The 16,559-nt window shown below is 37.2% G+C and carries 3 protein-coding genes; 1 reads left to right on the forward strand and 2 read right to left on the reverse strand.

Annotated elements, in window-relative coordinates:
• The first annotated feature begins 73 nt into the window (after positions 1–73).
• Positions 74–15,106 carry a DUF11 domain-containing protein gene (locus NSS74_RS15805; RefSeq protein WP_340813947.1) on the forward strand — a complete coding sequence of 5,011 codons (15,033 nt, stop codon included), beginning with the start codon at positions 74–76 and terminating at the stop codon, positions 15,104–15,106.
• 67 nt (positions 15,107–15,173) lie between these two features.
• Here the strand turns inward: NSS74_RS15805 and NSS74_RS15810 are convergent, their stop codons facing one another.
• Complete coding sequence (locus NSS74_RS15810; RefSeq protein ID WP_001228051.1) at positions 15,174–15,314, reverse strand: FbpB family small basic protein; 141 nt, start codon at positions 15,312–15,314, stop codon at positions 15,174–15,176.
• Between the two features lie 337 nt (positions 15,315–15,651).
• Positions 15,652–16,518, reverse strand: coding sequence for a 5'-3' exonuclease (locus NSS74_RS15815; protein ID WP_002135339.1), 867 nt, complete (start codon positions 16,516–16,518; stop codon positions 15,652–15,654).
• Positions 16,519–16,559 lie beyond the last annotated feature (41 nt).

Consider the following 16,559-nt stretch of genomic DNA (forward strand, 5'->3'; position numbering starts at 1 on the left):
GTACATGTTTCCCTTTATCACTCACACACATATCCTATTTTGACCAAGACTATATTGTAAATGAGGTGACAACATGCCCATTACGAATCGATTTTCTACCACCACTAACGGCGCACTCGCTATTACAGGAAATACACTAGGCTTAAGTAAAATTAGTAATCTAAACCGTGCTGGTACAATCGGGGCAATTGGTGCATTCGTAACTACGAATACTGCTTTACAAGTACCTACTTTTCCTGCTGGTACAACGTTAAACTATACACAAAATAGTTCTACCGCTCTTTTAAATATCCCTGCTGGTAGCACTATTCTTTACGCAGAACTTGTTTGGGGTGGAAACTATTTATCTCGTGATCAAAACATTACGAGTGTATTAGGAAACCCAGTTTCTTTTACAACACCTGTGTCAACATACTCGATTACCCCTTCAGCTGTTACAGCTTCAAATCAAACATTCGTTTCTGGATCTGTCACATTTGGATTTTATACACGATCAGCGGATGTAACATCACTCGTTCAAGCTGCTGGATCTGGATCTTATACAACAGGTTCTGTTCCTGGACTTGTAGATCCTTTAGACGCTTCTAATGGAGCCATTAATTCTGCAGGATGGACGCTTATTGTCGCTTATCAAAACGGTTCATTACCCGCAAGAAATTTAACAATTTACGTAGCTGGTAACCGTGTTTCTGTAGAAACCGGTAGTGCAGATGTATCTGTCTCAGGGTTTTTAACACCTGCCGGGGGACCTGTAAGCGGGAGATTATTTTTAAGTTCTACTGAAGGGGATGCTGATTTAACTGGGGATCAAGCTTTATTTGGACCAAATTTCAGTTCATTAAATGCATTATCTGGGCCAAATAATGCTGTTAATAATTTCTTCGGTTCTCAAATTAATAATGCTGCAGGGAACTTAGATACAACTGGTACATTTGGAACGCGAAACCAGAGTGCCTCTACAAGTACAAATATCTCCGCTGGAAGACAAGGATGGGACATTACTTCCATTGATATTTCTCCTTATTTAACAAATTCCCAAGTATCTGCCGCAATTCGTTTAACTACTAACGGGGATGCATATATGTTAAATACAGTCGGTTTACAAATCAATATAAACTCACCTAATATACAAGCAACTAAAAGCGTGAATAAAAGTGTCGCTACAATTGGAGATATTCTAACCTATACAGTTACTGTTCCTAACACCGGGCTTCTTCCTGCAAATAACGTTACTTTTACAGATGTTCTCCCTAACGGTACTTCCTTTATACCTGGAAGCGTAACGATAGATAACGTACCACAAACAAACGCAAATCCGGTCGCCGGTATATCTCTGGGGACAATTAATAATGGCTCTTCTCGTACAGTAGCTTTCCAAGCGACTGTCGTTTCTCTTCCAAGTCAAAATCCTATCTCTAACACTGCTAATATTACATTTCAATATACACCGATTGCCGGAGGAACGACTTTTAACGGTCTTGCAACAAGTAACTCTGCAGGAACACAAATTAACCTCGCAGATATTAATGGCACAAAATCAGTTAACAAACTTTTTACCGATATTGGTGAAACGTTAACTTACAGTATTGCCTTAGCTAATATAGGAAATATCGCTGCAACTAATGTTATATATACAGATCCGATTCCTAGCGGGACTACTTTCATTCCAGGGAGTGTAACTGTTAACGGAGTTACTCAAGGGGGAGCAAATCCCGCTAATGGTATATCAATTGGATCTATTGCTGCAAATTCTACTACTACTATTTCCTTTCAAGTATTCGTTCCTTCTATCCCACAAACAAATCCAATATTAAATAGTGGTACAACAACATATCAATACATTCCTGTACCAAACCAGCCGGCAGTAAGCGGGACTGACACGACGAATATTGTCTCCACGCAAGTGAATAATGCTACTGTAACAATGACAAAAGCAGTAGATAAAAACTATGCAGATATTGGCGATACACTGACTTACACTGTTGCCTTTACAGGAACAGGTAATACGAATGCGAACAATGTTATTTTTACAGATGTCATTCCTACAGGAACAACTTTTGTCCTAAACAGTTTAACAATAGATGGTACGACACAAGTTGGAGCAAATCCGGCTAACGGTGTGAATATAGGATCCATCGCAACTGGCACAACCAAAAACGTTTCATTTCAAGTAGTAGTTAATACAATACCCGCGTCAAATGTCGTATCTAACGGATCAAGCGCTTCTTATCAGTACACCGTCAACCCTAGCCAATCGCCCGTTACGAAAAACATTTCTTCTAATCTCGTTTCTACTCAAATTAATAATGCGAATTTATCATTAACAAAATCTACAAATAAACAATTTGCCACAATTGGCGAAACGATAAGTTATACAATCCTTATTACAAACAGTGGAAATACGCCCGCTAATAACGTTCAACTAACAGATCCACTTCCAAACGGAACGATATTAACATTAGGTTCTGTAACGCTCAACGGCGTTTTGCAAAATGTAGATTCTCTCGTTGCTTTACCTATCGGCACAATTCCTGGTGGAGCTACTTTCACCTTATCCTTCCAAGTAACAGTCATTAACATTACTGCACAAAACCCTATCATTAATAACGCTTTCTCCTCTTATATTTACACTGTAAATCCAAGCCTGCCACCAACTTCAAAAACAGCAAATTCTAATTCTGTTACATCAACAATTAGACTAGCAAATCTTCATGCTAATAAATCTGTAAGTCAAACGTTTGCGGAAGTTGGAGATGTATTAACTTACACCTTTGCTCTTACAAACGCTGGAAATGTTACAGCGGACAATGTATTACTATCCGATTCCATTGCGAATGGCACTTCCTTTGTACCGAACAGTGTTATAGTTAACGGTGTTACTCAGCCGGGCGCAACACCAGCTAGCATCAATATTGGTAGCATCAATGCTAATACTACAATTACAGCTTCATTCCAAATATTAATAACTAGTATTCCAAATCCTAATCCTATTTTGAATAGCGCTTCCATCTCCTATAACTTTATCGTTGATCCAAACGCTTCTCCTGTAAGTACAAACACAACTACAAACACTACATTTATCCAAGTTAATGATGCAAATGTAATTTCGGCAAAATCAGTGGATCGAGCGTTCGCTACTGTTGGAGATATATTAACTTATACCGTTATTTTAACGAATGCAGGAAGCGTTTCTGCTGATAATCCTACTTTCATAGATATAAATCCAGATGGTACTACCTTTATTCCAAATACTTTTCTTATTAATGGCGTTTTGCAAAACAATGCAGATCCAAATATCGGTGTCCTGTTACCTTCTATTCCTGCTAGCGGATTAATTACCGTTTCTTATCAAGTAACTGTCACTGCTTTACCAGCCCAAAATCCAACAACTAATTCATCGAGTACACAGTATAGTTTCGTTCTAAATCCAGGTGATCCACCAATTATAGAAACATCTTTAAGTAATACTGTAAGTACACAAATTAATTTAGCAAATGTAGTTATTGTCAAAGAGGTAGATTTAACTATTGCCGATGTCGGGCAACCAATCACATATACAATTTCCTTAGCTAACCTTGGGAATACTACAGCAAACAATGTTGTTGTTACCGATATAATCCCTCCCGGCACCACTATCGTACCAAATAGTATTTTTATAGGTGGCGCTTTACAGCTAGGTGCAGACCCAAGTACCGGCCTTCAAGTCGGCTCCATTCCTGCAGGTGGTTTTACAACGATTGTTTTTCAAATAAGTGCAAATGGGCTACCTTCACCAAATCCAATTCAAAATAGCGCTTCACTTCAATATAACTTTATCGCTGATCCAAATTTACCTGTTGTTGTGAAAAACGCTACTAGTAATATAGTAACTACACAAATTAATACTGCTAATATTGTTGCTACAAAACTAACGAGCACAAATTTCGCTGATGTTGGTGATGTCATATTATATGCGACTATTTTAACAAATAACGGGAATATCCCTGCTTCTAATGTAACGTTTACAGATATCATTCCAGCGGGTACCCTGTTCATTCCTAATACTGTAACGATTAACAATGTCCCTATAGCAAATGCAAATCCTGCTAACGGTATTTTTATCGGTACGATAGGAGCGAATTCATCACGAACCGTTGCATTCCAGGTTCTTGTACCAACTATCCCTGCTGTAAATCCGATTACGAATCAATCAAGCACAACATTCCAATATACGTACGATCCATCCAAACCAGCTGTAATGCAGATGGTGGCTTCTAACACGGTACAGACAACTATTAATAACGCCTCAATTGCCGCTACAAAATCTGCAGATAAACAGTTTGCTAACGTAAATGATATTATTACGTACACGACTACTTTAACAAATAGCGGGAATACACTTGCATCAAATATAGTATTTACAGATGCCATTCCAAGTGGGACTTCATTTATTCCAAATAGTGTAACAGTAAATGGTACTACACTCCCTAATATAAATCCAGCAAATGGCGTAGCAATTGATCCAATAAACCCCAATACAAATACAACAATCTCATTTCAAGTAATAGTAAATTCCATCCCTAATCCAAATCCAATCCCGAACCAAAGTAATACAACGTACCAATATTTCGTAAATCCTAACTTACCTCCAGCATCCGCCAATGCGTTAAGTAACGTAATAACAACTCAAATTAATAACGCTACGATCGTCGCTACTAAATCAGTGAATACACCGACAGCTGCAATTGGAGATATCGTTACCTATACGATTGCAGTTACAAACACAGGTAATATCCCTGCTAGTGCAAATGTTTTAACGGATGGACTTGGCGCAGGAGCTTCATTTATCCAAAACTCCGTAACTATCAATAATGTTCCACAACCAGGATTAGATCCATCACTTGGTATTCACTTAGCAGATATTCCACCAGGTAATACTGTATTTATTTCTTTTCAAGCACAAATTTTAGCGATACCGCCTAGTGGCACATTAACAAATAACGCCCTTGTAAATTATGAATATACAGTGAATCCAAACCAATCACCTGCTGTTGGTAGTACAATTACAAACACAACAGTTACTCCAATCATTGATGCTACTCTATCTATAAATAAAACTGTCAATTCAACATTCGCTACTATTGGAGATACACTTACTTTCACTTCCACCATTACTAATTCCGGTAACACTACCGCAAACAATGTTATTTTTACAGATTTAATTCCAGATGGCACAACGTTTATTCCAAATAGTTTTACAGTAAATGGAACAACCATTCCTAATGCAAATCCACAAAATGGTATCAATATCGGTAACATAAATTCAAATGCATCAGTTATACTCAGCTTTCAAGTAAACATTACAACGCTTCCAAATCCTAATCCAATCCCTAATAAATCATCGCTTCAATATAGTTTTATTATAGATATTAATGAACCACCTGTTTCACGAACAGTTAAATCCAATAAAACTTTTACACAAGTAAATACTGCTTCCGTTATCGCAACAAAAACTGCGAGTAGTGCATTTGCTGCTGTTGGCGATACAATTACGTATACAACTACTCTCACTAATAACGGAAATACAACTGCAAACACACCTGTTTTTATCGATATATTACCACCTGAACTTTCATTCGTTCCTGATAGCGTACAAATTAATACCACCCCACAACTCGGATTTAGGCCAGATAACGGGGTTCCTTTAGACCCAATTCCAGTTGGAGGAACGACAACCATCAGCTTCCAAGCTATTGTCGGTTCAATACCAGCTTCAAACCCTACGATGAACCAATCTAGTACAACATACTCTATTATTATTGATCCTACCGAGCCGCCTGTTACAGAAACGGCTACTAGTAACCCCGTCTTAGTTCAAATAAATGAAGCAATCATTCAAGCAACGAAAAGTGTGGATCGTATCTTTTCTGACGTAGCACCTGGAAATTCATTTTTAACGTATACTGTTTTATTAGAAAATATAGGGAACACGACTGCTACTAATATCATTTTTACAGATCCGATTCCAAATAATACAGTATTTATAGAAGATAGCGTTCGAGTAGGTGGGGTTTTATTACCTGGAGTAAATCCAGCGAATGGGATACCAATTGGAGATATTATTGCAGGAGATTTTATAAACGTCACCTTCCGCGTGCAAGTAGTTAGTATTCCAAATCCAATTTTCACAATTGGGCCTGGGGGACCAAACTCACCGGTTGTAAACGGTGCTTCTATTAATTATCAATTTATGACAGGACCTAACTTACCACTCGTTTCACGAAGTACAACATCCAATTCTGTTTCGACACAAATAAATTCCGGGGAAATTGCAGCGGTTAAATCTACGGATAAAAATTTCGCAAAGATCGGCGATACCATTTCTTATACAATTACATTAAATAACCCTGGAAATGTCACTTCACAAAATATAATTTTCACGGATATTTTGCCTGATGGAACGACATTTATTTCCGGGACTCTTACAAGCGATTCTGGTACACAGCAAATTGGAAATCCAGCTAGCGGGATACAGATTGAAAATATAAATCCAGGTGGAACGGCCATTATTACTCTCAACGTACTTGTTACAAACATTCCAAGTATAAATCCAATTTCTAATTTTAGTTCTGTACAATTTGCACATGTGGTCGATCCTAGCCAACCTGCCGTATCACAAACGAATGTATCTAATGCGGTTTCGACAACTATTAATAGTGCAATTTTAACAACCCAAAAAAGTGCTGATAAATCTATAGTTTCAGTTGGAGATACGATTACGTATACCACTACTATTACAAATACAGGGAATACAGCAGCAACGAATATAACATTCACAAGCGCTATTCCAGCTAGCACTACATTCATACCAAATTCAGTTACAGTAAATGGAGTTCAGCAACCTGGTGCGCAACCAGCACTTGGAGTAAATTTACCAAATATCGCTCCTGGCGCGACAGTAACCGTTACTTTCCAAGTAAATGTTATTTCTGTGCCCCCTTCAAGCTCGATTATGGGTAACGATACAATTTTATATTCTTATACTGTTGATCCAAGCGGAACTCCTACTACAACTTCTACTTCAACGAATATTGTTACAAATCCTGTACTAGATGCCATGATAACGATGATTAAATCAGTCGATCAAACGCTTGTAACACTAGGTGATGCCATTACCTATACGACCATTTTAAAGAATAGTGGTAATACAAATGCAACTAACATTACTTTCACTGACCTTATTCCAGATGGTACAACGTTTATTACTGATAGCGTTACAATAGATGGCATCACACAAATTGGTCTTAATCCTAATACAGGTATAACGATTGGATCAATTGCTCCTAACAGCTCAATATCTATTGCATTTCAAGTTACCGCTACTTCTACACCAGCCCAAAATCCTATTGCCAATTCCGCGACTGCTTCTTACACATTTATCGCTGATCCAAATGCACCAATTGTTTCAAGAAATGTTACTTCAAACACAACGTTTACTACAATTAATACAGCTACCATTCTTTCATCAAAGCAAGTTGATAAAGCATTTAGCCATATCGGAGACACACTCACTTATACTGTCACTTTAACAAACAATGGAAATTCCTCCGCACAAAATGTTATATTCACAGATACCGTGCCGAGCGGAACTACTTTTATTGCAAACACATTTTCTATCAATGGAATTCCTCAAAGTGGTGCGAACCCAACGAACGGTGTAAATATTGGGCCTATAACAGCTGGGTCTACAGTAAATGTTTCCTTCCAAGTAAACGTGACCTCATTACCAACTGAAAATCCAATTGTAAATTTCTCATCGACATCGTACCAATTAGTCTCACCGCCTGATGCAGAAACTTCAATTAGTAATCCTGTTTCAACACAAATTAGAGAAGCTATATTATCTATGACGAAAAATGAAAGTGTATCCTTTGCAGATGTCGGGCAAACTGCTTTTTACACTACTTCTATTGCCAATGTAGGCAATACGGATGCAACTAATATTGTATTCACAGATGTATTACCAAGTGGACTCACATTTATTCCTAACACATTAACTGTCGATGGCATTTTACAACCTAATGCGGATCCAAATACAGGTGTATTACTTGCAGCACTTCCACCAAATGAAATATATAGTATCGTCTTTCAAGTTACAGTGAACAGCATTCCACCTATTAATCCAGCACCGAATACAGCATCAACGACATATGAGTTTACTGTTGATTCAGGTAATCCGCCGGTATCGAATACAGCTAGCTCCAACACTACACTTCTTCAAATAAACAACGCAAATATTATTAGCACAAAAACAGCAAATCTTACTTTTTCGGATGTTGGTAATACAATAACATTTACACTTAACCTTCCTAATACCGGGAATGTGGCTGCTACTGATGTTACCGTTATCGATATACTTGATAGCAATTTAAGTTTCATTCCAAACAGTTTCACAGTTAATGGGCAAACCATTCCAAACGCTGATTTATCTACTGGTGTAAATATAGGTTCAATTAATGGTGGTAATGCGGCAATCGTCACATTCCAAGCAACTGTTACTACACTTCCAACACTTAATCCAATTTCTAATTTTGCTTCTACCACATATCATTATGTCGTTGATCCTAGCCAGTCACCTATTACAACTTCCAATCAATCGAATACAACGACAACTCAAATTAATAGTGCTATCCTTACTGCACAAAAAAATTCAAATGCGGAAACGGTAGATATCGGGCAAGATATCGTCTACTCCGTTACAATTACAAATAGCGGAAATGTTAGTGCAACGAATGTTATTTTTACCGACCTTATTCCAGCCGGAACTTCCTTTGAACCTAATAGTTTTACACTTAACGGAATTAGCATCCCAAATGCAAATATAATTACAGGTGTTCCAATTGGTGATATCGCGCCAAACGAATCTGTCATCGTAGCATTTCATATTAATGCCAATGAAATTCCGCCTATAAATCCAATTTCCAACCAAGCTAGCGTTAGCTTCCAACATATCGTTAATCCAGCAAATCCTCCAGTTTCAAAAAATATTACTTCTAATAGCATTACAACAAAAATTGAAAGTGCTATTTTAAACACTATTAAAATAGGAGATAAAGCTTTTGCAACGATCGGTGATACGATTACGTATACAACCACTATTACGAATACAGGAAATATCTCTGCTAACAACGTTGTTTTCTCAGACCCTATACCGACATGGACACAATTTGTTGCAGGATCAGTCATTGTTGATGGCACTTCATTACCATCCGCTTCTATTATTAGTGGTGTTGGCATAAATACAATAACTCCAAATCAAATCGTAACAATTATGTTCCAAGTCCAAATAATAAGCAATCCAACAACCTTCACACCTGAACTCCAAAACTTAGGATTTGTTAACTTCCAATATAACGTAGGCAATTCATTACAGGCTCAGCCTGGCAATGTGGAGACGAACGTCTTCGTTACTTCTATTAATTCAGCAATACTTTCAGCTGTAAAAACTGCTAATACAGCCTTTGCGAATATCGGAGACACAATCACTTATACAGTTTTGATTCAAAACAGCGGCAATACAACCGCTACGAATTTAAATTTCTCAGATCTTATTCCAGCTGGAACGACCTTTGTTGAAAATAGTTTTGCTGTAAATGGAAGTATCATTCCAGGGGCAAATCCAAATAACGGAGTTAATATCGGAACCGTTAGCGCGGGTAGTACCTTAACTGTTACTTTTCAAGTCATAGTTACATCTACTCCACCTTCAAACCCAATTACAAACGTAGCATCTATTCAATACGCGTTTATTGTTGACCCGGCAGCTCCTCCTGTTACAAGCACAATAAATTCTAATGGCGCTTCAACACAAATTAATAACGCTACCGTTACTACTGTTTTAGAAGCAAATCGAGCGATCGTATCTATCGGAGATATAATTACGTATACAGCAACATTAACGAATACCGGAAACTTCCCTGCAAATTCTGTATTACTCATTAACGGAGTTCCTGAAGGGGCATTATTCGTTCCAAATAGTGTTACACTCAACGGGATTTCACTTCCAGACGCAAGTCCCACTCTCGGTATTCCAGTTGGTATTATCGCACCAGGTGATTCTGCTACTATTACGTTCCAATTTCTTGCAAGTTCTATTCCACCGCAAGGGACGATTATAAATCAAGCCATTACAAGTTACACGTATATTGTCGATCCAAATCAACCTCCAGTTACAGCAACATCCTCATCTAATACGGTTAATACAGCTGTCGTTGATGCATCGTTATCCGCAATTAAAAATACAGATTCTCTCGTACAATCTACCGACGGTACAATCACTTACACAGTAGTCGTTCAAAATAACGGAAATACTACTGCAAATACAGTTACTTTAACAGATTTGGTCCCAGAAGGAACTGCATTTATTCCGAATAGCGTGACCATTAATGGCGTTTCAGTTCCAGGTGCCGATCCAAACGTAGGAATACCATTAAACTCCGTTGCGCCGTCAGAAATCGTCACCGTCACATTCCAGGTTATCGTTCAATCCATTCCAAACGTAAATCCAATTTCTAATATAGCCCGTATTGACTATACTTTTATCGCCGATCCAACCTCTCCTATCATCTCTCGAACAATTACGTCTAATCCAGCTTTCACACAAATTTCGGATACGAATGTTCTTTCTTTAAAAGCTGTCAATGCACAACAAGCAACAACCGGTGACATTTTGACCTATACGATAACGCTAGAAAATACCGGAAATATTCCAGCTACTAATCTCATATTTTCAGATACACTTCCAGAAGGGACTACATTCGTAGAAAATAGTTTTACACTTAATGGAACAGCTATACTTGGTGCAAATCCAAATGTAGGGGTTGCTTTGCCTAACCTAGTAGCAAACGCTACTCACCTTATTTCGTTTCAAATTCTTATTAACGATTCATTCTCGCAACAATCGATTACAAATCAATCCAATACAACATATTCAATTCAACCAGATCCAAGCCAGCCGCCTATTACTGAAACATCTACAAGTAATATTGTCATTACAAATTTCGTGCAAGCACAATTGACAATTACAAAAACATCCAATCCAATAACTGTAGATATTGGCGGAACTATACTTTATATTTCTGAAGTGAAAAATATCGGCAATGTTGACGCAATAAATATTATTTTTACAGATTCTATTCCAGCTGGGACTACATTCGTTTCCGATAGTGTCACAATTAACGGTGTCCTGCAGCCAGGTGTAAATCCAGAAAACGGAATACCACTTGGAACAATTCCAGCAAACAGTTCCAAAACGATACTATTTCAAGTGCAAACAAACAATCCACCTACTGAAACCGAAATTGTAAATCAATCTTCTGCAAATTACCAATATGTAAGTATTCCTACAGCTCCACCGGTGAATCGCTCTGCAAATTCTAACATTGTTACAACATCACTTCAAAATGCAAATATTATTTCTGTTAAAAGCGCGGATGTAACTTTCGTATCAATTGGGCAAATTATTACCTACACAAATACACTACAAAATATAGGAACCATTCCAGCTAACAATACCGTGTTTATTGATAACATTCCAGAAGGTACTATATTCATTGAAGATAGCTTATCAATAAATAATGTGATTCAGCCTGGCGCGAATCCTGAAAACGGAGTAACTCTCAGCACGATACAACCAAATGAAACAGTCACTATTTCATTCCAAGTACAACTTACAAATATACCGTCCGGCAATACAGTCATTAATATTTCAGACACTTCGTACGAATACCAAATTGACCCTAGCTCTCCGATTATTCAGCGTAGATCGTTATCAAATGCAGTAAACACGGAAGTGCGGACGGCAAATGTTAGTGCAATTAAATCCGCCAATAGATCCATTACACGCATCGGTCAAATCATCACATATACAGTCGCCGTTACAAACGCTGGTACAGTACCTATTACAAATACTCTCCTAATTGACGCAATTGCTGCTGGCACCACATTCGTTCCAAATAGCATCCTTGTAGATGGCATACCAAGACCTAACGAAAATCCAATTACCGGTATCAATCTTGGTATTATCCTTCCAAATAATACGATTATTGTTACGTTCCAAGTAAATGTAGTCTCTATACCTGCACAAAATACTATTAATAATATCGCTGTTATACACTATGAATATCAACCGGAACCAAGCGCACCACCAATTTCAGAAACGACCTCTTCCAATACTACAAATATACAATTTATTGATGCTATTCTTATCGCTACAAAATCTGCTAATAAAGTATTAGCTAACATTGATGACACCATTGAATATACAGTATTCATTCAAAATAACGGATCTACTACAACTAACTCCATCTTTTTTACAGATACTATAGAAGATGGAACAGTATTTATTCCGGGAAGTGCAACAGTTAACAACACTGTACTTCCTGCAGCAGATCCGAATATCGGCTTTTTCATTCCTAATATTGCGTCAGGTCAATCGACAACAATAACGTTCCAAGTTTCCGTTACGAATTTACCAGCTTTAAATCCAACGCCTAATACTGCAAACATCGTCTACGACTTTATTTTCAATCCTGACTTTGCACCAATTCAAAAATCTACTACTTCCAATACTACTTTCGTCCAAATTAATGATGCCGATATCGTTTCACTGAAAACTGTTAATTCGACTTCTGTAACGATTGGCGACATTTTAACTTATACAACAACTTTAACGAATATAGGAAATACAGATGCTACTGCTGTTGTATTTACAGACAACATACCTGATGGAACAACCTTTATAGACGGTAGCGTTTTAGTAAATAATATTCCTCAGCTTAACGCGAATCCAAGTACTGGTATACTTGTAGGAACGATTGCACCTAACGTTTCTATCCCAGTCACGTTTTCCGTTACTGTATTAGCTCTTCCAGCTAGCGGTCGTATTCAAAATCAATCCACTTCTCGTTATACAATTAATGGTGAAGAACAAATATCGACTAGTAATATTACCTTCACTGAAGTTATTTCTGCTAATGTAATTGCAACAAAAACAACGCCTATCCAATATGCTGACCTACAAACTATCATCCCTTACACAATTTCCATCACAAACAATGGGAATATACAAGTAGAAAACATTATCGTTACTGATATCATCCCAGCAAATACGAGCTTTATAGAGAACAGTGTTATTGTGAATGGCACCGCTCGTCCAAATGACAATCCACTTAGCGGTATACAAATTGATAACATTCCGCCTAATACGACAGCAACTATTCTATTCCAAGTCCGGGTTACTTCCATTCCGCAAACAAATCCAATCTCTAACACGAGTACAATTGAATATGAATACACGGTACCAGATAGGCCACCTATTACCGCAACTATTATTTCATCAGCTGCCGTAACAGAAATTCATCACGCGAATTTAAATAGCAATAAAACTGTTGACCTTGCATTTGCAACGGTCGGTGATACGTTAACGTATACGATTACACTAAATCAAACTGGTAATGTTTCAGCAGATGATGTAGTCATTCAAGATATTATTCCTCAAGGTACTACGTTTATAGAAAATAGTGTCATTGTAAACGGAGAAACTGTTCCGGGAGTTAATCCAGTAAGCGGCATACCAATTGGTACTATAATTGTAGGTGGAGATGCCATCGCTTCATTCCAAGTAACTGTAACTTCTATTCCAACACCAAATGAACTCAACAACAAAGCAATTACTACTTTTAACTATATAGTCAATCCAAATAACTTACCTGTTACAAATACGACTACAACAAATACTGTCACAACAACTGTCCAAAATGATAATGTCGTTGCCATAAAATCTGTTAATGCCACGAATGCATTACCTAGTCAAACTTTAACGTATACAATTACAATTACTAATAGCGGTAATGTAACGATTGAAGACCTTCTTGCCATAGACACCGTACCAGTAGATACAATTTTCATTACTGGCAGTGTTACGATTAACGGGATCAATCAGCCTAATGCGAATCCTGAAAATGGTATTCCATTAGGAAACCTTGCTCCTAATGAATCTGTTGTCATTACGTTCCAAGTAACAATATCTTCTTCGACTCTTCAAACTGCTATCAATAACGACGCTTCTGTTTCCTATACTGTTACCATTGATCCGAATGAACCACCTATTACAATTACACAGCAAACAAATACCGTTACAACAACGATCGTTGATCCAATGGTGCGCATTGAGAAAAACGCTGACAAATCTTCTGTCGTTATAGGAGATATTATTACATTCACATTAGAGGTATTTAATCATTCCCCAATTCCTACAGTAAGTACTTCCGTTTTAGATATGATTCCAGCTGGTACAACATTTATAGAAAACAGTGTAACAATTAACGGTACTCCGGTTCCAAATATTCGACCAGACACTGGTATTAACATTGGTTCCTTATCGGCAGATGGAGTAGCAACTATAACATTTAAAGTTCTCGTAACTTCTATCCCTTCAAACAGTACAATTATCAATTCCGCAACAGTTACAGCTGCTTTCCAATTGACACCACAGGATCCGATTATTACTTTCATCGTTAATTCGAACATTGTTCGCATACCAGTTCAATTTATAACTGCAACTGTGCTTAAAAACGCTTCCGTTAGCTCAGCTTATTTAAACCAATATTTTGATTATACAGTGCGTATTACGAATACTTCCGAGATTTCACTTTCAAATATTTCATTACAAGACACCATTCCAGCAGGTTTACAATTTATGAACGGTACGGTCTTCATTAATGGGGAACGCTCTCCACTAGCGAATCCGAATATCGGTTTCCTAGTCGCTACTAATTTGGAACCGAACGAAACAATTATCGTGTTATTCACAGTACAAGTGATAAGTCCACCTATTAATAATGAATTTAAAAACAAGGCAAACGTTTCTTTACAACTTCAAGTCTCTCCTACCGATCCACCAATCACAGTAACCATTACAAGTAACGAAAACATCGTCACCTTCATTCCAGAAAATCCAGATGAAACACTTCCAAATTTAAATTGTTTCTTTGACGGTGAACGTTTCATACGCATTACTCCTCGAAATATACGAAATTACTTTTGGACTTGGATTTGGTGGCGTTAATCAAAAAAGAAAAAGCTTGTAGTTCGGATAATATCCAAACTACAAGCTTTTTTCATAAACAAAATTATCAATTGCTAGCAGCACTATATGCTACATGTCGTTTCTCAATCCGTTCTTCAATTTCTTTCATATTCTCTTTATTAGTTAGTAGGGATTGTTTATTTTCTATTAATAATTGTTTAAAGGATTTTCTCACTTTTTTTCGCATGTTTATTTTCCTCCTTGGGGGATGGTTTATATAAAAGATAACTTGAAACTTTAATCAATGAGAGGATTTACCCTCACTAATTATTAGCCTACATCAATCGGGCTTTTACAGGGAGTTACTCTTCCATCATCACTCTTTATTCAGCTATAATACTGAGATAGAAGTCCTATCTCCCGTTAATGTGGGATAAGGATTTATCTGTGTGTCCTTATAATAATTGATTGTTGTGAATTCCATTTGAACTTCAGATGAAAATTCCGTTTATTTTCTGACAACTTTGTGAACAAAAAAAAGAAAGGTTAATCAAAAATATATTTGATCAACCTTTCCATGCTCTTTAAAGCATATTAATTAATATTTCAGGTCTTCCCCAATTCATTTCGTTACAAACAAAGCGTAGTTTTTCTTCGTCCATTGTGTGTAACCCTTCTTCTAATAAGCATGAAATTGGAACTTCACAATGAATTTGCGCTAATTGTAAAGAGATATTTAAATTCTCTAAATCACTTTCAATTTTTGTGCGCTGCGCTTTCGTTAATGATGCTATATTTTCTAGCACTGCCGATACTGTCCCGTATTCTTGAATCAGCTTATACGCTGTTTTTTCACCAATACCTTTTACACCCGGATAATTATCACTTGTATCTCCCATGAAAGCTTTCGCATGAACAATTTGCCAAGGTTCTACACCTTTCTCTTCCATGATTTTTTCCGGTGTGTAATACTCGTAATTTCCAATTCCTTTACGAAGAAGCATAACTGTAACATTCGTATCAACAAGTTGAAGTAAATCTGTATCACCTGTCAAAATATAAACTTCCGCTTCATTGCAATATTGTTTTGCAAGCGTACCGATACAATCATCCGCTTCATAACCTTTCATACCGATTACAGGCATAGATAATTTCGCAGTCATTTCTTGCACTAAATCAAATTGCGGAATTAATTCTTCCGGCGGTGCTGCACGATTTGCTTTATAATTCGAGAAAGATTCCGTTCTAAATGTCGTACTTCCCATATCCCAGCACGTTACAATGTGCGTTGGTTCGATTGCTTGTGTTGCTGTTAATAAATGCTTCATATAACCATGAATCCCATTCGTCGGGGTACCATCTTGTCGTTTCATAAATTGTCCATATACACTTGTTGCGTAAAAAGCACGAAATAATAGTGCCATACCATCAACTAATAATACTTTTTTCATAATTCCTCTCCTACTAACAAAAAATAATAACCTCACGTTAT

It is taken from the genome of Bacillus sp. FSL E2-8868, from assembly GCF_038005505.1.
Lineage (GTDB): Bacteria > Bacillota > Bacilli > Bacillales > Bacillaceae_G > Bacillus_A > Bacillus_A mycoides.

Coding starts and splice junctions, on each gene's coding strand:
- NSS74_RS15805 (WP_340813947.1), top strand. CDS start 74: ATGCCCATTACGAATCGATTTTCTACCACCACTAACGGCGCACTCGCT.
- NSS74_RS15810 (WP_001228051.1), bottom strand. CDS start 15,314: ATGCGAAAAAAAGTGAGAAAATCCTTTAAACAATTATTAATAGAAAAT.
- NSS74_RS15815 (WP_002135339.1), bottom strand. CDS start 16,518: ATGAAAAAAGTATTATTAGTTGATGGTATGGCACTATTATTTCGTGCT.